This window comes from Microbacterium sp. MMO-35 (genome assembly GCF_037147555.1).
Lineage (GTDB): Bacteria > Actinomycetota > Actinomycetes > Actinomycetales > Microbacteriaceae > Microbacterium.
Genome location: NZ_JBBCVH010000014.1, coordinates 1 through 18,818 on the forward strand (window position 1 = coordinate 1; position 18,818 = coordinate 18,818).

At 67.3% G+C, this 18,818-nt stretch carries 20 protein-coding genes and 1 tRNA gene; 11 read left to right on the top strand and 10 right to left on the bottom strand.

Going from position 1 to position 18,818, the window contains the following annotated elements; translation table 11 throughout:
- Positions 1–231: 231 nt before the first annotated feature.
- Positions 232–396 carry a hypothetical protein gene (locus WFJ01_RS17940; protein WP_336629900.1) on the top strand — a complete coding sequence of 55 codons (165 nt, stop codon included), beginning with the start codon at positions 232–234 and terminating at the stop codon, positions 394–396.
- Here the strand turns inward: WFJ01_RS17940 and WFJ01_RS17945 are convergent.
- The gene (locus WFJ01_RS17945) at positions 393–1,499 is read right to left on the bottom strand and encodes a hypothetical protein (protein WP_336629901.1); all 1,107 of its coding nucleotides are present in this window, start codon (positions 1,497–1,499) and stop codon (positions 393–395) included. The two genes, WFJ01_RS17940 and WFJ01_RS17945, sit on opposite strands and share 4 nt — an antisense overlap.
- A gap of 73 nt (positions 1,500–1,572) precedes the next feature.
- Here WFJ01_RS17945 and WFJ01_RS17950 point away from each other — a divergent pair, with 73 nt between their 5' ends.
- The 3 genes from WFJ01_RS17950 to WFJ01_RS17955 all read left to right on the top strand — a co-directional run bounded on the left by WFJ01_RS17950 (position 1,573) and on the right by WFJ01_RS17955 (position 4,365).
- Positions 1,573–2,991, top strand: coding sequence for a recombinase family protein (locus WFJ01_RS17950; protein ID WP_336629902.1), 1,419 nt, complete (start codon positions 1,573–1,575; stop codon positions 2,989–2,991).
- A gap of 97 nt (positions 2,992–3,088) precedes the next feature.
- A complete protein-coding gene (locus WFJ01_RS19100; protein WP_442928066.1) occupies positions 3,089–3,313 on the top strand; it encodes a recombinase family protein in 225 nt (74 codons plus the stop codon).
- On the top strand, positions 3,295–4,365 hold the full coding sequence (locus tag WFJ01_RS17955; protein ID WP_336629903.1) for a recombinase family protein: 1,071 nt from the start codon (positions 3,295–3,297) through the stop codon (positions 4,363–4,365). The genes WFJ01_RS19100 and WFJ01_RS17955 overlap by 19 nt, the downstream gene beginning before the upstream one ends.
- 154 nt (positions 4,366–4,519) lie before the next feature.
- Here the strand turns inward: WFJ01_RS17955 and WFJ01_RS17960 are convergent, their stop codons facing one another.
- Both WFJ01_RS17960 and WFJ01_RS17965 read right to left on the bottom strand, forming a co-directional pair.
- A complete protein-coding gene (locus tag WFJ01_RS17960) occupies positions 4,520–6,922 on the bottom strand; it encodes a hypothetical protein (protein WP_336629904.1) in 2,403 nt (800 codons plus the stop codon).
- Positions 6,923–7,059: 137 nt separating this feature from the next.
- Complete coding sequence (locus WFJ01_RS17965; protein WP_336629905.1) at positions 7,060–7,227, bottom strand: hypothetical protein; 168 nt, start codon at positions 7,225–7,227, stop codon at positions 7,060–7,062.
- A gap of 182 nt (positions 7,228–7,409) precedes the next feature.
- Between WFJ01_RS17965 and WFJ01_RS17970 the strand changes: the two genes are divergently transcribed.
- From WFJ01_RS17970 to WFJ01_RS17980, 3 genes are read left to right on the top strand one after another with little or no spacing between them, the layout of a single operon-like run.
- The gene (locus WFJ01_RS17970; protein WP_336629906.1) at positions 7,410–8,528 is read left to right on the top strand and encodes a tyrosine-type recombinase/integrase; all 1,119 of its coding nucleotides are present in this window, start codon (positions 7,410–7,412) and stop codon (positions 8,526–8,528) included.
- Positions 8,518–8,853, top strand: coding sequence for a helix-turn-helix domain-containing protein (locus tag WFJ01_RS17975; protein WP_056207187.1), 336 nt, complete (start codon positions 8,518–8,520; stop codon positions 8,851–8,853). Before WFJ01_RS17970 ends, WFJ01_RS17975 begins: the two co-directional genes overlap by 11 nt.
- A 5-nt stretch (positions 8,854–8,858) precedes the next feature.
- On the top strand, positions 8,859–10,805 hold the full coding sequence (locus tag WFJ01_RS17980; RefSeq protein WP_336629907.1) for a hypothetical protein: 1,947 nt from the start codon (positions 8,859–8,861) through the stop codon (positions 10,803–10,805).
- A 7-nt stretch (positions 10,806–10,812) separates the two neighbouring features.
- Here WFJ01_RS17980 and WFJ01_RS17985 read toward each other — a convergent pair whose 3' ends face one another.
- The 7 genes from WFJ01_RS17985 to WFJ01_RS18015 form a co-directional block, all read right to left on the bottom strand.
- Entirely contained in the window at positions 10,813–11,124 is a 312-nt protein-coding gene (locus WFJ01_RS17985; protein WP_056207192.1) for a DsbA family protein, read from the bottom strand.
- 10 nt (positions 11,125–11,134) lie between these two features.
- The gene (locus WFJ01_RS17990; protein WP_082483053.1) at positions 11,135–11,659 is read right to left on the bottom strand and encodes a signal peptidase II; all 525 of its coding nucleotides are present in this window, start codon (positions 11,657–11,659) and stop codon (positions 11,135–11,137) included.
- The gene (locus WFJ01_RS17995; protein ID WP_056207194.1) at positions 11,656–12,264 is read right to left on the bottom strand and encodes a cadmium resistance transporter; all 609 of its coding nucleotides are present in this window, start codon (positions 12,262–12,264) and stop codon (positions 11,656–11,658) included. The genes WFJ01_RS17990 and WFJ01_RS17995 overlap by 4 nt, the downstream gene beginning before the upstream one ends.
- Positions 12,264–14,180 carry a heavy metal translocating P-type ATPase gene (locus WFJ01_RS18000; RefSeq protein WP_336629908.1) on the bottom strand — a complete coding sequence of 639 codons (1,917 nt, stop codon included), beginning with the start codon at positions 14,178–14,180 and terminating at the stop codon, positions 12,264–12,266. Before WFJ01_RS18000 ends, WFJ01_RS17995 begins: the two co-directional genes overlap by 1 nt.
- Positions 14,177–14,536, bottom strand: a complete 360-nt coding sequence (cmtR, locus tag WFJ01_RS18005; RefSeq protein ID WP_056207198.1) for a Cd(II)/Pb(II)-sensing metalloregulatory transcriptional regulator CmtR — start codon at positions 14,534–14,536, stop codon at positions 14,177–14,179. The genes WFJ01_RS18000 and cmtR overlap by 4 nt, the downstream gene beginning before the upstream one ends.
- A 93-nt stretch (positions 14,537–14,629) precedes the next feature.
- Positions 14,630–15,106, bottom strand: coding sequence for an ATPase, T2SS/T4P/T4SS family (locus WFJ01_RS18010; RefSeq protein ID WP_295034374.1), 477 nt, complete (start codon positions 15,104–15,106; stop codon positions 14,630–14,632).
- Positions 15,107–15,173: 67 nt separating this feature from the next.
- On the bottom strand, positions 15,174–15,623 hold the full coding sequence (locus WFJ01_RS18015; RefSeq protein ID WP_251447140.1) for a MarR family winged helix-turn-helix transcriptional regulator: 450 nt from the start codon (positions 15,621–15,623) through the stop codon (positions 15,174–15,176).
- Between the two features lie 110 nt (positions 15,624–15,733).
- Between WFJ01_RS18015 and WFJ01_RS18020 the strand changes: the two genes are divergently transcribed.
- The 4 genes from WFJ01_RS18020 (at position 15,734) to WFJ01_RS18035 (ending at position 18,817) form a co-directional block, all read left to right on the top strand.
- Positions 15,734–17,026: an MFS transporter gene (locus WFJ01_RS18020; protein WP_336629909.1), complete on the top strand. Its 1,293-nt coding sequence runs from the start codon at positions 15,734–15,736 to the stop codon at positions 17,024–17,026.
- On the top strand, positions 17,023–17,847 hold the full coding sequence (locus WFJ01_RS18025; RefSeq protein ID WP_336629910.1) for an aldo/keto reductase: 825 nt from the start codon (positions 17,023–17,025) through the stop codon (positions 17,845–17,847). Before WFJ01_RS18020 ends, WFJ01_RS18025 begins: the two co-directional genes overlap by 4 nt.
- A 48-nt stretch (positions 17,848–17,895) precedes the next feature.
- Positions 17,896–17,977 (top strand) — tRNA-Leu (locus tag WFJ01_RS18030).
- Positions 17,978–18,130: 153 nt separating this feature from the next.
- On the top strand, positions 18,131–18,817 hold the full coding sequence (locus WFJ01_RS18035) for a DedA family protein (RefSeq protein ID WP_292888612.1): 687 nt from the start codon (positions 18,131–18,133) through the stop codon (positions 18,815–18,817).
- The last annotated feature ends 1 nt before the right edge of the window (position 18,818 follow it).

Here is an 18,818-nt window from a genome sequence, read left to right on the forward strand (position 1 = left end):
CACTTCCCTCGGCAACCTCAGCCCCGTGGAGTTCGAACGACTTCACATCCCCGCCGCCACCGCGGCATGATCAACACAAACAACCCGTCCGGAAAAGCGGGTCAGGCTCCCGTTGCCCAAATGCTGCTCGTTGAATGGAGGTCAGCATGTTCTAGCACCCGACTCAAGTGGCAGTCCTTCGCTTCTGGGATGATCTGACGGCGACGCCGGTCGGTTACCTAGGCTCAGAACATGGACGCAATCGAAAGGGACGGGATTTACGGGGAGTCCGATACGTTCCTGCCCGTCGCGGATGTCGAAGCGGCCGAGCGTGAAACCGCGGGAACGACCCAGCCAGTCGATGACGAGTCGTTGCCCGATCTCGATCAGGAACGTGCTCGTCGGCGACCTCGCTAGGCCGCACGGGCGGGAACGGCTCCCCGGAATGCTTGGAGCGCCGAGGCGACTCTGTCTCGCAGGGTCGGTGGCTTATCTGCGCCCGGCGTCTGGGTGAGTTCTCGGATCTCGCGCATGGTGCTCACGTAGGTGGAGGAGACCGATTTGGCCGCGTACCCGGTTGCGGCGCCCTGAAGGGTCCAGTTCAGCAGGAACTGGGACGTCCGCTTTCGTGGCCAGAACGTCGAAGCGGCAGAGGATGCGACGACGGCCAGCACGCTTGCTCCTGCGGCAACGCCGGATGTGGTGAGTACCTCGAGGGCGAGCATGAGGCCTGCCAGGTAGAGCCCGGAGGGGATCATCCAGGCCATGACCTTGCTTGTTCGGTCGCGTGCGGTGCGGAAGGTGTGTAGACCGTGCACGCTCGCGAAAGCGAGCCCGAGCGCGATCAGCCCGTACAACAGGAACAAGACCACGATCGATCCCGTCGGGCGAGTAAGAATCAGCGTCATCCCGATCCCGATCAGGCCGCCGGTGAGGGTGTGGACGGTGACGACGAGCAACATAGGTTTCCGGGACCGCCGGCGGAGGGTGTTCAGGCGGCCCTTCGCCCAGTCGCGCGAGCGTTCCGCAGAGGCCAGGCGTAGTTCTCGTTCGAAGACGATGAACCCGCCGAGCTGGATGGCGAGGAAGAACATCACCCCCGCGACGGGCAGGATCACGAATAGCGCCCCCGCCTGGGACGGGTCAGCGATGCAGGCGGCGAGGATCAGGACGAGAGCGGGAACGAGGGCGCCTGTCATCGCCTCGGCGACGAACCCGAGAATGCGGCGGGTCCTGGCAGCGGTCGCCGGGTCAGCGACGAGTTGCCCGCCGATCACGATCGCGTAGAAGCCGAGCAGGATCGGAATGTAGGCGCCGAATGCCCAGCCGATGTGCTGCAGAACCACCGCACCCGCCGCGGGGGCAAGACCCATGGCACGGTAGACGCCGTCGTTGCCACCGGGAAACGCAGCCAGGACGAACACGATGAACAACCCCAGGACACTCATCCCGATGATCTCCGTCACGGCTTCTTTCACCGGACGGGACGGCAACAGATCTTCAACACGCGATGCGCTCATGCCCAAAACGCTATGAACGACCACAGACATCGCGTCCCTTCCACGCTGGAACAGAGAAGGAAATCGGAGTGTAATGATGCGGCAAGCGGCGGTGTATCTGCGGATCTCGCAGGACCGCACCGGCCTGCAAGCCGGCATCCAACGCCAGCAAGAAGACTGCGCCGCCCGCGCCGCGAAGCTCGGCTTCACTGACCCGCAGGTGTTCATCGACAACGCCGTCTCCGCGTTCGATGGTGGCCGGCGGAACGGGTACGAAGCACTCGTCGCCCAGGTGCGGGCGGGGGTAACGCACATCATCGTCTGGCACGTCGACCGCCTCTACCGACAGCCCCGCGAGCTCGAAGACCTGATCGACCTGGTCGAGCAGCACCCGGTGCGGATCGAGGCCGTCCGCGGTGGCGGGTTCGACCTGAACACCACCGAGGGCCGCCTCATGGCCCGCCAGCTCGTCGCGATCGCCGCGTACGAGTCCGGGCACAAGTCCGACCGCGTCAAACGCGCCAACAAACGCCTCGCCGAGCAAGGCGCCTGGCACGGCCCTGCCCGCTACGGATACAGACCCGGCGGCGTCCTCATCCCGGAACAAGCGGCGGTGATCCGACAGATGGCCGACCGGTTCCTCGCTGGCGAATCCCTCCGCTCCATCACCGCCTGGCTCAACCGCTCCGGCATCCCGCCCCTGCGCGCGGGTTCCGGGACGTCGGGGCTGTGGCATCCGTACACGGTGCGCAGCGTGCTGTCCTCCGCCCGCATCTCCGGGCAACGCGCCTACGCCCCCGACACCCGAACGGACCCCGCGGGCGGGCGGGAGATCCTCGGCCCGGGTGATTGGGAACCGATCATCACCCCGGAGGAGACCGCGCAGATCCGGGCGATCCTCGCCGATCCCACCCGGCGCCGTACCACAGCGGCACGCCCGACCCTGTTGGGCGGGATCGCGCGCTGCGGGAAGTGCGGCGCCGGGCTCACCATCACGGGGAAGCTCTCCGCGACCGGTGACTCGCAGCGGTACACCTGCCAGAAGGATCCATCGCGTCCGGAGCGTGGCGGGTTGAGCATCAACGCCGCCCACCTCGACGACTACGTCACCGAACGCATCCTGCACCGCCTCAGCCATCCGAGAGCCGGCGTGGACAGCGCCTCAACCAGCGGGCTGCTGCGGCAGATCGTGGGGATCAACGCCCGGATGGCCCAGCTCGATCAGGACTACCAGGACCGCCTCATCACCCGCCGCGAGCACCGCACCGGGGTCGAGGCTGCCACCACGGCGCTGCGCGACGTCGAGCGGCGCCTCGTCAACGCTAACGGGGCGATCGCGCTCTATGCAGCGCCGATCGGGAATCGGCACGCGCTGGAGGTGTGGTGGGATGCTCTCGATGTCATCGACCGGCGCGCGGTGGTCACGACGCTGATCGCCCGCCTCCGGATCGCTCCTGGCCGGCCTGGGCGAAGCTTCGACCCGGGCCGGGTCCGCATCTCTTACCGCCCCTGATCATCACCGTCCGCGGCCCGGCGCGGTCATCGCACGTCTGCGAGGCTGACGTGCTGGCTGTGCCGCACCGGAGTGCCCCATCGCAACGACGACTGCTCTGCTCTACTTACGGATCTCTGCGAACCGCACCAGCGAACACGCTTCCATCGAGCAGCAGCGAGCCGACTGCACTGCCCTGGCCGCCCAGCTCGGCTACGCGCGCACGGTCGAGTTCGTCGACGAAGCCGCCTCCGCCTACCAAGACCGCACACGCCCCGCCTACCAGCAGCTCCTCCGACACCTCGAGGCATCCGAACGGGAACCGTGGTCGTGTGGCACCTAGACCGCCTCTACCGCAAACCCCGAGAGCTCGAACAACTCCTCGACCTCCTAGACGTCCGCCCCATCCGGGTGGAGTCGGTACAGGGCGGGTCCTTCGACCTCAACCGGCATGAGGGACGCTTGTTCGCCCGGCAGCTCGTCGCGTTCGCGAACTACGAATCCGCCCACAAAGGCGCCCGCGTCGCCCGCGCCCAGCAACACCGTGCCCACAACGGGTTCCTGCACGGGGGAAGCCACTACGACGGGTACCGCGACGACGGCTCCTTGCATCCGGTCGAGTCCTCCGTGGTCCGCCGAATGGTCGAGGACAACCTCCTGGGGCTGTCCCCGACTGTCATCGCCCGAGCGCTCACCACCGACGACATCCCCGCACCCCGGGCGGACGGATGGCACGCGACCACCGTCCGGAACATGCTCGACAGCGACCGGCTCCACCAGCGACGGCGCAACCACGACGCCGCCCGGCCCGTTGCCGGGGGCTGGGAACGCCTCCTCACGGAAGACGAATCTGCGCTCGTCCAGGTGAGCCTGCTCGTGCCACGTCGAGACGGTACCCGCTCGTCCACGACCCTCCTCGGCGGGATACTCCGCTGCCGGCGGTGCGGCAATCGCATGGTCTCCGGCGCCACCCGCCATGGCAAACGCGTCTACATCTGCAAGACGGCCACCGGGCGATGCCACAGTCCCTGCCTGCCCGCCGACGACCTCGACGCCGAAACCGAGGCAGCCGCACTGACCCGATTCGCGAACGCCGACAGCCCGAAGCCGCCGCGTCCACGCAACATGCTCGAACGTGCTCTCACGGCCCGCCTCCAACTGACCGCCCTGGCCGCCAGCTTCGGCCGCGGAGACCTCGCCCATAGCGAGTTCCTCACGCGGCGCCGCCCTCTGGCAGACGATCTCGACCAGGTCGGTCGTGAGCTCACCGCTCACAACCGACTGCGGATACTCGCACTCCACCCGTCCGACCTCGCGCGGCGTTGGGCGTCCCTGTCATTTCGCCGCGCCGCGGTCTGTGCACTGTTGCCTTCGACCAGACAGCGGCGAACTTGACGTTCTTCGTCGAGGCGAGACCTGCGGCGCTTCCCATCTGAACCGGGCGCTCAGCTCAATCGTTGCCGAGTGAGCAGAACTGACTCGAAGGGTTCTGAGGAGAGTCGCCATCGCCACGGGGGCATCACAGCCAGGATTCGCGATTCTGCTGACGTTAGTGGCGCTTCCTCTTTCCGCGCAGCCTCTTGGTTGGCCGGCGCGCGGACGGTGGGGTGGGCCTGCTGGCTCGCCCAACGGGCTGCAGGCCCATCGCTACCACCAATCGGTCGAGACCCGGATCGGAACGCGGAGGATTCGTCAGGTAGATGAACTCGAGAAGATCCCCTTCTGCGCTGAAGAGCAGACCGTACGCGCGATCGGACTGCAGCTGGTACCCCTTGACCCGCACGTACTGAGACAGCTGATCGCGGTAAGCAAGGCTGTTCCCGGTCTCCGGAGCTACTCCAACGAACACGGTGGGATGCCCCCACATGCCCGCGAAAGACATGAGCATGTCGTGGTAGCTGCGGTCCGCGGAGGTCCTCCGACAACACTCGCGGATGCCCTTCACAAGCCGTGTCTGCGCTTCACCGGCAAGGCCGAGCAGATCAGTCGTGCATCGCAACCAGCCGGGCTCACCCAGGTCAGCGATCGAATCGAGAACCGGGACGATCTCGGCAGCGATGTTGAAAGTGGGTTTCGCGGGTCGCGGTTCAAACTCGGGAATCTGATCACGCAGGTACCACTCGCTCAGCGGTTGGCAGTGATCGGCGACCATCGTCCCGACTGCGCTCTCGTCGCGCCGCCTTCTGTCCCGGGCCTTCGCTGGAGGGGCGGATACGTGTTCACGCCGCACTTCGTCCGGATCATCGTCGACGTATAGGTCTCCGCCGAGGAACAACATGAAGAGATCGAGTTCATCGGCCCCGCGGTAGAACGTGGCGACTCCGCTGTCAGTCCGGCGTCGCAGATACAGGAGAAACTCACTGGGCCGATCGCAGATCTCTGCGATCACCATCAGGTCATGCAATGACGCAACCCAGGGAGGCCGCTGCTCAGCGAGCAGTCCGGCGGCCTGAAGATCTCCGATGGCGACACCGAGCGGACCGACGTCGTCCAGCAAGACAATGACTGAACGCACTTCGCGGACCTGCGACAGGTCTAGCCATGAGTCCGGCGTGAGCCAGACGCCTCCGTTCAGTTCGATCAGTCGTTGCAGTCGCACGGCTTGATTGTTGGCGTCGCCGATTGTCGCCTTCAGATCGGATTCGAGTCTGCGAACGTCGCCACGTCGAGACTGACTAGCAACGGACTTCGCCTTCACCTCGACAACGATCGCGACGTCGTCGACCAAGAAGAGACCGTCTCCCTCGACGCGGTCCGCCACGAGGTTCACGTCGCTGCATCCTGCGTCGAGCCCAGCCTCGCTCCGTCCCTTCTTCGGCGCGTAGTAATGGAACCCCGAATAAAGCGCCGCGCACCCGAGAACACGTTCGAGACTCGCGATGGCAAGGCCCTCGCTGACCGACTGCCGAGCCCGCTGATCGTAGCGCCGCATGTCGGACGCGTGCGGCGCGAGTGCTCGCTCAAGTACACGGCGGAGCGAATCGAGCCCAGGATCGTTGACCGTGGACACGAAGCCACCTGCACCGTCCGCGATGAGCGGAGTGATGAGGAACGGGTTGGTGGCTGTGAGGAGATCGAAGACTCTCGTCCCCGCAGCGACCGAATCGTCGAAGACTTGGGAGTACGAGTTCAGGACGGTGAGAGCTTTCGCCTCGTCTAGCTGTCCAGCTTCGGCAAGTTCGCTGGCGCGGATCGTCGCACGCTCCCCGGGCAGGAACATGAAGTCGATCATCGCTTCTCGAAAGCGGGCGATCACTTGTTCTGGCATCTCTTCCGCAGAGACGCCCTGGTACTCGAGGATGATGTCGCCGGTCTCATCACGGAGACTCGTCATCCGATCTGCAGAAATAGCTTTCAGCGCATCACGGACACCCACCACGTCGTCGTAGCCGTAGCCTAGGTGCTGATTCATGAGCCCCTCGGCCACAGGATGCTGGAAGAGACGACGCTCCTGCTCATCTCGGATGTGGTCGTACTGAAGGTTTCGAATGTTTAGCACGGCCGCCTGGTACTCCGACGCAAGACGCGCCAAGACATGCTCGCTGAGATAGGCCTCATACTGCTGCCGGTATGTCGCCAGTCGCGCGAGCCGCTTGGCGCGCGCGTGCAGCTCTGCGATCTGCTCGTGCGGACGGGTCTCCTCACGCGGGACATCGCTCGGCTTCCGACTAGAGCGAGAAAGCAGCATCGCAGCCACCAACTCCACGGCCAACGCAGACCCCCCTGGCATCGTCACTCGTGGATCGGGAACCGGGGGGAACTCACGCATCCGCATCAGCTCAATCACATCGAACGCGTCAGCCTCCGCAACAAGATCAAGCATCGCGGAAGTCTCAAGCTCCACCTGCTCGCGAAGAACCGATCGCACGTCCGCGACGGACTCGCAGCCAGAGAACAGAGACAGCTCTCGCGCCGGGTCCCCGAAGTCCTCGACATCGATATCACCAAGCACTCGCCCGAGCCTTGCCGAGCCCCCACTCGCTCCAGCCCCGATCATGCCCGTCCCTTCCAGCCCGCCTCCGCGTGGCGGCGGTGATAGAGCTAGTCAAGCTGCACCCCAGCCCCGACCGCTTTGACACGCTAGGCGTGTCAAAGATCCCATGTGGTATTCCCGGCATGGGTCGGACCCGAGATGATCACGCTGCGCCCGCCCCGCATCGCCTCGGCGAGCAGTGCGGCCGTCGCCGGGGGCAGCATCCCCTGCGCGACGAGGGACTCCAGGCTCCGATAGCGCGGCACGAACTTCCGGATGTTCACCGCCCAGCCGTCGCGGACCACAAACCATCGCGTGTTGCAGTGAATGCAACTGTTCACGTTTGCAAACGACGCCTATTCGTCTTGTTCGGTGCCGAACTGCTCTGACCATAACAGCGCGATCTTGCGGATGCCGAGTCCTGAGTTGACATGGTGATGCACTGTCCCATACTTTGTTGCATCTAATGCAAGACTTTGGGGCTTCTCCAGCGGCGCTTCGACTGATCACTTCAGCTTCGAACGTCGCGCTGGCGAACCCTGAGGAGCAGGTCTTCAACGCGATGATCGAGGGCTGGCGGAACCAGCAGTTGTCACGGGGGCTTCGTGATCAGACGATCCGAAATCGGACGGCGACGGTGACCCGGTTCCGTGATTTCGTGGACAAGCCGCCGTGGAAATGGACGGTGGCGGATGTGGATGAGTTCACTGCGGAGTCCGGTGGCCGGACTCGGACGCTGTCGACGATGCGCGCCAATCATGGGTCGATCCGTGGGTTCTGTGACTACCTCACGAACCCGTTGTACGACTGGATGGAGATCTGCGATCGCGAGTTCGGGGACGTCCCCTCGCAAGTGTGTCTGCCGTGGAACACAGTGGCGCACCGGTTCGAGTTCGAAGGCGATGGGAAGCGTCGCCCGTTCACGTATGACGAGGTGGAGCGCCTGTTCGACACGGCCGACGCCCGCGTTGAGCTGCTCGTGGCGTCGGGCCGCAAGGGCGCGCTCGGCGCGCTGAGGGATGCCCAGTTGCTGAAGACGGTGTACGCGTTCGGTCTGCGCCGCACCGAGGCGGTGATGCTCGATACCGTCGATCTGCACCACAACGCGAAGATGCGCCAGTGGGGGCGCTTTGGTGCGATCCATGTGCGGTGGGCGAAGGCCGCGGGCGGCGGCGCACCACGACGGCGCACGGTGCTGCTGGTGCCGGAGTTCGATTGGTGGGTGCCCGGCATGCAGCAATGGCTCGAGCAGGCCCGGGAGCGCTTCGCGCCCGGAGATGACCTCGACGCGCTCTGGGTGACCGAGCGCCGCACGCGTCTGTCCGCCGGTTATCTCGACCGAAGATTCGCGGAGCTGCGGGACGAGGCCGGCCTGTCGAAGGATCTGACGCTGCACAGCCTCCGGCATTCCTATGTGACGCACCTGCTGGAGTTCGGCTACGCCGATCGATTCGTCCAGGAGCAGGTCGGGCACATGCACGCGTCGACGACCTCGATCTACGCCTCTGTCTGTTCGGACTACAAGAACCGGGTGCTCGCCGAAGCCCTGAAGGCCCTCATCGAAGGAGAAGCTGATGACCATTGAGCTCGATACCGGATGGAATCTGCGCAGTGTGATGGCCTCGCGCGGGATCTTCCAGACCTCCAAGCTGAAGCCTCTGCTCGAGGACCGCGGCATCGACCTGTCCCGAGAGCAGGTGTATCGGCTGGTGACGCAGCCACCCCAGCGGGTGCGTCTCGACGTCCTCGCTGCTCTGTGCGATGCGCTGGAGTGTTCACTCGACGATCTCGTGACGATCACTCGCCGGGAGGCCTCGGCCCCGGTTGCCGTGGGCGAAGAAGCGACGCGCGGGTCGATTGGCGATCTCCGCCCCGTTCGCGCGACGATCCGCCGGCCGCGGACGAAGTAGCCGCGGTGGCGAAGCCTCCGCAGCAGCCGCGAGTCGCGGAAGTCGTCGACCTCGTACGCCCCCTTGTTCCCGAGATCTCGCCCGAGCGTCTCGTCGAGATCGTGCATTCAGTCGCGCCGGTGCCGCTGACGCAGCGGCTTCTTGAGCTTGCGCTGATCAAGCAGCCGGGGGTCCTCGAGGGGCGGCATGCGAACGTGCCGGTGACTGTTCAGGACCTGGCCCGTGCGCTCGTCGACGACGGAGCAGGCATGGTCGTCCTGCCGACGTGCGAGTCGTGTGGCCGCGCGGTCCGTCTGCCACACAAGACACCGAACGGTGGTCGGCACTGCTCCCGATGCGAGCGGAACGCCCGGTCGGTTTCCTGCGCTTCCTGTGGCCGGGTCCGACCCGTGCAGCGCACGATCGACGGGCAGCGCTTCTGCCGCGACTGCTGGCGAGCCGACCCTCGATCGTTCGGCGACTGCTCGCGGTGCGGTCAGCATGCGACGATCATCGTCCGCCGCCCGGAACTTGTCTGCCTGGCCTGTTACACCGCACCGATCAAGACCTGCGGTCTCTGCGGAGAGCCTGGCCGCGTCGCCTCCCACCTTGACGGGCGACGGGTCTGCGCGCGTTGCTACTACGCGATGCGCAGACCCCAGCCCTGCCCCGAGTGCGGGCGCAGGGTGTTCCTCACCGGGTTCATGAATGATCAGAAGGTCTGTGCTGACTGCGCGGGTGCGCCGGTAACGATGGCTTGTCCTGGCTGCGGCTCGATCGAGGAGATCCGCAAGCATCACCTCTGCGTCGAGTGCCGCAGGCCCATCGCGATCCAGCAGCTGCTCGCCGACGACACGGGAGAGATTCGGACGGATCTTCACCCTCTTGCGGACTACCTGCTCACGCATCACAGCAAGGCGGCGTCGCTGGAACGCTGGCTGCACAAGAGTAAATGCGCGAGCGTACTCCGCGAGCTCGCGGACGGAGCCCTGCCGCTCACCGCCGAGGCGATCATTACCCGAGCCCAGTCAGGACAGGCCGTCGCGTTCCTCCTCTCGCTTCTGGTCCGCTCAGGAGTGCTCCCGGCGCTCGACGTCGAAGCAACACGCTTCAACCACTGGCTCAACGACTGGCTCGACGACATCGACCACCCCGAGGACCGGCTGATCCTCCGCCGCTACTGCACCTGGGAGCTCCTCCGGTCCACTCGAACCCGCAGCCAATCCAGCCCCGCCGCCGGCTTCCAGAGGCAACGAGCCGCGCTGAAGTACTGTGCCGCGCTCCTTGGGGAGATCCGGGCGCAACAGGAGACACCGGCGACGTTCCCGCAGCGCCGGCTCGACGCCTATCTGACCGGTTCGCCCAGCCAACGCGACGCGCTGGCACCGTTCACTCGCTGGCTCCGAAAGCACCGGCTGAGCACCCTTCGGGTCGAATTCCGAGCCCACCGCCTCGAAGGGCGAGACTACGCCTCCGACCACCGCTGGCAGATGGCCCGCAGGTTCCTGTCCGATCCTGACCTGGACCCGAAGACCCGGGCCGCAGGTCTCCTCGTGCTGCTCTACGGAATACAACTGACCCGCATCGTCACGATCACACGGACACAGGTCAATACGAGCTCGCAGCCCGTAACACTCACCGTCGGAGCCGGGCCGATCGAGCTCCCCGAGATCCTCGGCGACGCCATCGTCGAACTTGTCGATGCTGCCCAGCACCACCCAGAAGGATGGCTGTTCCCCGGCAGGAACCCCGGCCGTCACCTCACCCCGGGCCCGCTGAGCCGCCGTCTTCGCACCGAAGGTTTGCTTGCCGGGAGCGCCCGCACGACAGCGCTCATCGAGCTCACCCGGCAATTGCATCCCCGGATCGTCTCGGATCTCCTCGGCATCACGACGGCGTCCGCTGCATCATGGTCGCGTCTCGCCGGCGGTGAATGGTCCGACTACCCGGCGCTTCGTTCCACCCACGCCTGAACGAGCATCACACGTCCGAGCCGGGGCCGGAAATCGCTTCGCGCAGCTGATCGACGGTCGGTGACCCTGCCAGCCCGGCAGGGGTGCGGAACACTCGACAGGCGAGCCCCACCGGCGCACCCTCCTCCGCGAAGGGGTCCACGCCGTTGACGAGGACGGTCGGAGACCCGTGAAACCCGAGGCGGGCGGCGTCCTCGGCGGTCTCGACTCGCTGATGGGCGACGCGGACATCCGCTCGACCCTCGACGACCTGAGCAAGCCGGTGATCGAGCACCTCCCAGTTCGGGCAGCCGTCGAAGTACTGCAGTGTGATCTCCATGAAGGTCCTCTCAGTTCTCGGTGCCGCGGATCATCAACAGCGCTCCGGCGATCGCGGCGGTGACGATCACGATGTCGGCGACGTTCCCGATGAACCAGTTGCCATAGGCGAGGAAGTCCACGACGTGCCCCCGAGCGAATCCTGGGGCACGGAAGAGCCTGTCGCCGGCGTGCGAGGCGGCGGCCCCGCCGAGCGCGCCGATGACGATCGCCCACCCAGGGCGTCGGACGCGGAACGCGAATACGATCGCAGTGACGGTGGCCGCGACGGCGATGAGAGCGAACACCCAGGTGGAGCCCTCGCCGAAGGAGAACGCCGCTCCGGGGTTGTACGCGAGCTGCAGGCCCAGCAGGTCGCCGACCAACGGGATCCGCTCGTGCTCCGACAAGGCGGCCTCGGCCCACGCCTTCGTCCCCTGGTCGACCAGGACGACGAGGACGGCGATCAGCAGCGCCCAGGCCGTGAGCCGCCAGCGCCCTCTCTGCGACTGCTCTTCCGACGCCCGCTCAACGTCAGTTTTCGCGTCCGGGGTCATGCGAGGACCTCGAAGAGGCGGACAATGACGCCGGATTCGATCAGGATGAACAGGCCCAGGCCGATGAAGACGACGGGAACGAGCCAGTGCTCGACGCGCTCGAGCGTCTCCGTGACGGCCTTGTGGGTCCCGATCAGTCGGCCAGCGGCGCACCAGACGGCGACGAGGATCAGGAACACGACGATCATGATCGCGACGTCGCCGGGGGTGCTGGTGCGGAAGATCGGCGTGTAGAGGGAGATGTTGTCCGCCCCGTTGGCGATGGTGATCCCCGCTACGCCCCACAGCCCGACCGCAGTGATCTTGTGGTCGTCGTCATCGTCGTCTCCGTTGCGGCGCAGGCCGCGCACGAGGGTCCAGATGCCGATGCCGAGCGGGATCAGGCCGAGGAACCCGACCCATTCGTCCGGGACGATCGTCAAGCCGAGGGCGGCGACCACGCTGATCACGACCAGGGTGATGAACCCGAGGTACTGGCCCGCGACGATCTGCCAGGGTCGTGGGCTCCCGCGCCGGGAGGCGAGGAAGAGAACGGTGAGCACGACGATGTCGTCGATGTTGGTCGCCGCGAACAGACCGATCGCGGAGCCGATGGTCGCGAGCATCAGCTCTCCAACCGTGGGGTGCGGGTACGGGCGGCGCGCAGCCCGTTGAGGATCACGATGACCTCGGCGATCTCGTGGACAAGGACGACGGCGGCGAGACCCAGGACCCCGAACAGGGCGAGCGGGAGCAGCGCGGTGATGATCAGCAGCGACAGGATGATGTTCTGGTTGATGATCCGCCGTCCCCGGCGGGCGTGGTCGAACGCCCGCGGGATGAGGCGCAGGTCGTGGCCGGTGAAGGCGACGTCGGCGGACTCGATCGCGGCATCGGAGCCGGTCGCGCCCATCGCGATGCCGATGTCGGCGGCCGCGAGGGCCGGAGCGTCGTTGATGCCGTCGCCGATCATCGCGACCGATCCCGCCTTCGACAGCTCGCCGATCGCGGTCGCCTTGTCCTCAGGACGCAGTTCCGCGCGCACGTCATTGATCCCGGCCTGCGCAGCCAGTGCACGAGCGGCGCGGGCGTTGTCGCCGGTGAGCATGGTCACCTCGATGCCCTGATCCGCGAGGGTGCGGACGACTTCGGGGACTTCTGGTCGCAGTTCGTCACGGACGCCGATCGCGGCAACAGGTGCCCCGTCACGGTGCACGATCACGACAGTCATCCCTTTCTCCTCGAGAACCGCCACCCGGTCGCCGAGCCCAGCGGCGTCAAGCCAGCGGGGGCTGCCGACTATGATCCTCGCCCCGTCGACGGTGCCTTCGATGCCGTGCCCCGCCTGCTCGGTCACGCCGGCAGCCGCCGGAACACCCGGCGCTGCCGCGGTGATCGCCGCAGCGAGAGGATGCGTGCTGTGCTGTTCCAGCGCTGCCGCCCAGGCGAACGCCTGCGTCTCGGTCACGCCGTCGGCGGTAAGGACGGCGGTAACCGTCGGCTCGTTGCGGGTCAGGGTGCCGGTCTTGTCGACAGCGACGTGCCGGACAGCACCGAACCGCTCGAACACCGCACCCGACTTGATGATCACGCCGAACTTGCTCGCCGCGCCGATCGCGGCCACGACCGTCAGCGGCACCGAGATCGCCAGCGCGCAGGGAGAGGCGGCGACCAGCACGACGAGCGCGCGGGTGATCCACACCTCCGGGTCGCCCAGCAGCGACCCGATCAGCGCAACCAGCGCAGCGAGAATCAGCACGCCCGGCACCAGCGGGCGCGCGATCCGGTCCGCGAGACGCGCCCGCTCGCCCTTCTCCGTCTGCGCCTGCTCCACCAACTCGACGATGGTCGTGAGCGAGTTGTCTGTGCCCGCCGCCGTCGTCTCGACCTCCAGCGCGCCGGAGCTGTTGATCGCGCCGGCCGACACCGCATCCCCGGGCCCGACCTCGACCGGGATCGATTCCCCGGTGATCGCCGACGTGTCCAGGCTGGAACGCCCCGCACGAACGATCCCGTCGGTCGCGATCCGCTCGCCCGGACGAACGACCATGACCTGGCCGACCGTCAGCTCCTTCGCCTGCACCTCCACGGACCCGCCGTCGCGCAGCACGGTCGCGGTCTCCGGAACGAGCTTCAGCAACGCCCGCAGACCCCCGCGGGCCCTGTCCATCGCCTTGTCCTCCAGGGCCTCAGCAATCGAATACAGGAACGCCAGCGCTGCGGCCTCCTCCACGTAGCCGAGGATCACCGCGCCGACAGCGCTGATCGTCATCAGGAGTCCGATGCCGAGCTTGCCCTTGAACAGCTTCCGGATCGCACCGGGCGTGAACGTCGACGCACCCAGCAGGAGACCGATCCAGAACAGCACCAGCGCCGGGATCGCGAGGCCGGACCACTCAAAGACCAGACCGGCCAGGAACGCGACACCGGAGAACACCGGCACCATGACCCTCCGGTCCCTCCACCAGGGCCGCTCGGCCTCCTCGTGTTCCTCGCCCGCCGTGGCGGCAGGCTCATGCTCGCAGCCGCACGCCGCGCTCACGCGTCAGCCCCCGCTCCGCAGCACCCCGGCACCGTGCACGCCGAGTCCACGCACGGAGCGTGCTCGTCGACAGCCAAGGTGACATCCACCAACGCGACAAGCGCGGCGGCGAGGTGCGGGTCGGCGATCTCGTAACGGGTCTGACGACCCTCCGGTTCGCCGACCACGATCCCGCAGTCACGCAAGCACGTGAGATGGTTCGACACGTTCGAGCGCGTCAGCTCCAGCTCGCGCGAGAGCACAGCCGGGTAACTCGGGCCATCGAGCAGGGACATCAGGATCCGGGAACGCGTCGGGTCTGCCATGGCCCGGCCGAGCCGGTTCATGACATCGAGGCGTGAAGCAATGGTCAGCATGCACTGAACTATACAGTATGCGCTGATCAATCACGGATCGGCCGGTGGCCAGCCACCACCCGGAAGCCAGCCGACATCTGGTCAATTCGCGACTCAACAACAATCGGCGCTACCAGTATCCGCGATCGCGACGTGCAGACGGGATCCGTCGGGGAGCGATGCGTCGACGAACGGCTGCCCGATGTCCACACGGCGCCCCGCGGTGTGCAGCATCCGTTCGACCACGTCGCGCAGCTGCGCCTCGCTCACGGCGATCGGCACGCGTTCGCTGCGCCCCGCGCGCGCGACAAACACCTGCGACGGGCCGTTCAGCCAGATCTCCTCGACCGTGTCGTCGTCGAGCAGCGGCTGCAGGGGCCCGTACCCCGCGACTCCCGCCAGGACATCGCGCACGCAGGCGTCCTCGTCATCGATCGTCGCCGTGCCGCGGGCGAGGGCCTGATCGTTGTGCCGGCGCACCTCGAACTGGGCGATCCGACGCGCCTCGCCGGGATGGAGGGACGGATCCGTGCGCTCGGCGCGCAGGCGTGCACGCACCCTCTCGGTGACGGCGGCGGTGGTGAGGCTCACCCCCGCATCGTGGCAGGATCCGCGGATCCGCCTCGGAAGTTATCCACAGGCCTCCGCGGACGGAGGCTCAGCCGGCGCGGGCGACGTCGTGCAGCGCGTCGACCATCGGCAGCAGCTCCGGCTGCTCGGCGGCATCCGCGAGGACGCGCTCCAGGGTCTCGTCGTGCACGGGACGGGCGCGCTCGTACAGCTCCTGCCCGCTCGGAGTGAGCTCGGTGTAGATCCCCCGACGATCGTCGAGGCACAGGATCCGGGTCAGCAGCCCGCGGTCCTCGAGACGGTTCACCAGGCGCGTGGTCGCGCTCGGGCTCAGGGCGGCGGCGCGGGCGAGCTGCTGCATGCGCATATGCCAGCCGTCCTGGCGGCTCAGCGCCTCCAGCACCGTGTACTCGACCACGGAGAGCCCCGCCTCCGCGGACAGGGCGCGCTCCAGCTCCGCCTCGATCATGGCGTGCAGAGCGGCCATCGTGCGCCATCCGCGGGCACGGATCTCGACGGCGTCATCGGCGATGCCCATGGATCCTCCAAAGTAGTTGCTTGCGCTTTTTATTTGCGCGTGCAAGTATTGTCATCACCGACGCAAAAGACCGCGTCTGCAACTATCTCAACGGTACCAGGAGTCCTCCCATGCCTCTCGGCCTGATCGCCCTCGCCCTCGGCGCCTTCGGAATCGGCCTCACCGAGTTCGTCATCATGGGCCTGCTGCCCGAGGTGGCCGCCGACTTCGGCGTCACCGAGGCCGCCGCCGGCTGGCTCATCTCCGGCTACGCGCTGAGCGTCGTCGTCGGCGCGCTGTTCCTCACCGCCGCCACCACGCGCCTCCCCCGCAAGCCCGTGCTGCTCGGCCTCATCGTGCTCTTCATCATCGGCAACGCGCTCACCGCCCTCGCGCCCGGCTACGGCCTCGCCATGGTGGGCCGCATCATCGCCGCCCTCACGCACGGCGCGTTCTTCGGCATCGGATCCGTGCTCGCCGCCTCGCTCGTCCCGGCCGCGAAGAAGGCCGGTGCGATCGCGATCATGTTCACGGGCCTCACCGCGGCCAACGTGCTCGGCGTGCCCTTCGGGACGTTCCTCGGCCAGCAGCTGGGCTGGCGCGCCACGTTCTGGGCGATCGCCGTCATCGGGGTCGTGGCCTTCGCCGGGATCGCACTGCTCGTCCCCGCCACCCACGACATCCCGCCGACCCGCCTGCGCGATGAGCTCGGCGCCTTCCGGTCAGGGCAGGTGTGGCTGTCGCTCATCGTCACCGTGCTCGCATACGGAGGCATGTTCGGGGCCTTCACCTACATCGCCTACACGCTCACCGAGGTCAGCGGCTTCGCATCGAGCATGGTGCCGTGGCTGCTCGTCCTGTTCGGCGTGGGTCTCTTCCTCGGGAACTGGGCCGGCGGCAAGGCGGCGGACCGGTCGATCGACATGACCCTCATCATCTTCATCGCTGCCCTCGTCGTCGTCCTCCTGGGCTTCGCGCTGGTCGCCGCGAACGGGCCGGCCACCGTCGTCGCGCTCTTCCTCATGGGCGGCTTCGGGTTCGGCACGGTCCCCGGCCTGCAGTCGCGGATCATGGGCTATGCCGCATCGGCCCCGACGCTGGCCTCCGGAGCGAACATCGGGGCGTTCAACGTCGGCAACGCCCTGGGCGCCTGGGCCGGCGATGTCGGCATCGCCGCGGGCCTCGGCTACACCTCCCCCATCTGGATCGGCGCGGGAATCACCGCGCTGGCCCTCGTCGTGATGGCCGTGGCAGCCGTGGCCGCCCGCCGAGGCGGCGCCGGCGCGCGCCGCGACGCCGGCCACCACCACGACCGCGACTCCGGTCCCCGCGGGCGCCGGACGCTGATCCCGCTCCCCCCTCGGCGACGCCCCCCTCGCCACATCGACACTCTTCGCAAACCGACAGAAGGACGAACGACATGACCGTTCCCACCATCACGCTGAACAACGGCGTGGCCATGCCCCAGCTCGGATTCGGGGTCTTCCAGGTCCCCGACGACGAGACCACCGCCGCCGTCGCGAGCGCCCTGCAGACCGGCTACCGCAGCATCGACACCGCGGCGATCTACGGCAACGAGCGCGGCGTCGGTCGCGCGATCGCCGAAGCCGGCATCGCGCGCGACGACCTGTTCATCACCTCGAAGGCATGGAACGCCGAGCAGGGCTACGACGCGACCCTGCGCGCCTACGACGCGAGCCTGGAGAAGCTGGGCCTGGACGCCCTCGACCTCTACCTCATCCATTGGCCCGAGCTCGGCGACGGCGACTACGCCGGCACCTGGCGCGGACTCGAGGCGCTCTACGCCGAGGGCCGGGTGCGCGCGATCGGCGTCTCCAACTTCGAGCCGGTCCACCTCGCGCGGATCCTCGAGACCGGATCCGTCATCCCCGCCGTCAATCAGGTCGAGCTGCACCCGGCCTTCCAGAACCGCGCGGTGGTCGCAGCGGACGCCACCGCCGGCGTGGCGACCGAGGCCTGGAGCCCGCTCGCCCAGGGCGCGGTGCTGCAGGATCCGGCCGTCACCGCGATCGCCGCCCGGCACGGCCGCACGCCGGCGCAGGTCGTGCTGCGCTGGCACCTTCAGCAGGGTCGCGTGGTGATCCCGAAGTCGGTGACGCCGAGCCGCATCGCCGAGAACTTCGACGTGTTCGGCTTCGACCTCGACCCCGCAGAGCTCGCCGCCGTCGACGCGCTCGACCGCGACGGACGCACGGGCCCGCACCCGCACGAGTTCCACGGCTGATCGCCCGACGAAGCGGGTGGATCCGGTCTCAGTAGACTGGATCCACTCGCGGGAGTGGTGAAATTGGCAGACACGCAGGATTTAGGTTCCTGTGCCTCCGGGCGTGTGGGTTCAAGTCCCACCTTCCGCACATGAGCGCCGGGGCGGCCGCAGGCCACCCGCCGGCGCCCTTTCCGTCCCGTGCGCCGCACTCCCAGCCGGACGAGACCTGGCCGCTCTAGACTGCAGAGCAGCCGGCATCTCGGCATCACTCCAGCGACGACTCCACGGACGGGAATCACCTGTGCACCACGCCGCCCTCATCCCCTGGCTCGACCCGAACGTCATCATCAACGGCGCCGGCCCCTGGGCGCTCGCCGTGGTGCTGTTCATCATCTTCGCCGAGACCGGTCTGCTCATCGGATTCCTGCTTCCGGGTGACACGCTGCTGATCATCTCGGGTCTGCTCACCCACACGAACCACGTGTTCGGGGTGGACATCTGGGCCGTCGGCCTGCTGATCGCGCTGGCGGCGTTCCTCGGCGGCGAGGTGGGCTATCTGATCGGGCACAAGGGCGGTCCCGCGGTGTTCGAGCGCAAGGAGTCCGGCCTGTTCAGCCGGAAGAACGTCGAGCGCACGAACCACTTCTTCGAGCGCTTCGGCGGACTGACCGTGATCCTGGCGCGCTTCGTGCCCGTGGTCCGCACCTTCGCGCCGGTCGCGGCGGGCGTCGGGCACATGCCGTGGCGCAAGTACAGCCTGTACAACCTCATCGGCGCGCTGATCTGGGGCTTCGGGCTCACCTACGTCGGCTACCTGATCGCGTACATCCCCTGGATCGCCGACCTCGTCACCAAGTACATCGACGTGATCCTGCTCGGCGTCGTCGCCCTCACGCTCGCGGTCACCGTCTGGCACTACCTCAACGAGCGGCGCAAGGCGAAGAAGGAGTCCGCCGCGGGGATCCCGGCCGTCGAGCCGGAGATCTGAG

Excerpts from the sequence above, each read along its gene's own strand:
- WFJ01_RS17990 (WP_082483053.1), bottom strand. The coding sequence starts at position 11,659 with ATGACCCCGGACGCGAAAACTGACGTTGAGCGGGCGTCGGAAGAGCAG.
- WFJ01_RS18020 (WP_336629909.1), top strand. The coding sequence starts at position 15,734 with ATGCCTCTCGGCCTGATCGCCCTCGCCCTCGGCGCCTTCGGAATCGGC.
- WFJ01_RS17950 (WP_336629902.1), top strand. The coding sequence starts at position 1,573 with ATGATGCGGCAAGCGGCGGTGTATCTGCGGATCTCGCAGGACCGCACC.
- WFJ01_RS18025 (WP_336629910.1), top strand. The coding sequence starts at position 17,023 with ATGACCGTTCCCACCATCACGCTGAACAACGGCGTGGCCATGCCCCAG.
- cmtR (WP_056207198.1), bottom strand. The coding sequence starts at position 14,536 with ATGCTGACCATTGCTTCACGCCTCGATGTCATGAACCGGCTCGGCCGG.
- WFJ01_RS17970 (WP_336629906.1), top strand. The coding sequence starts at position 7,410 with ATGCAAGACTTTGGGGCTTCTCCAGCGGCGCTTCGACTGATCACTTCA.
- WFJ01_RS17975 (WP_056207187.1), top strand. The coding sequence starts at position 8,518 with ATGACCATTGAGCTCGATACCGGATGGAATCTGCGCAGTGTGATGGCC.
- WFJ01_RS17940 (WP_336629900.1), top strand. The coding sequence starts at position 232 with ATGGACGCAATCGAAAGGGACGGGATTTACGGGGAGTCCGATACGTTC.
- WFJ01_RS17945 (WP_336629901.1), bottom strand. The coding sequence starts at position 1,499 with ATGAGCGCATCGCGTGTTGAAGATCTGTTGCCGTCCCGTCCGGTGAAA.
- WFJ01_RS17985 (WP_056207192.1), bottom strand. The coding sequence starts at position 11,124 with ATGGAGATCACACTGCAGTACTTCGACGGCTGCCCGAACTGGGAGGTG.
- WFJ01_RS17995 (WP_056207194.1), bottom strand. The coding sequence starts at position 12,264 with ATGCTCGCGACCATCGGCTCCGCGATCGGTCTGTTCGCGGCGACCAAC.
- WFJ01_RS18015 (WP_251447140.1), bottom strand. The coding sequence starts at position 15,623 with ATGGGCATCGCCGATGACGCCGTCGAGATCCGTGCCCGCGGATGGCGC.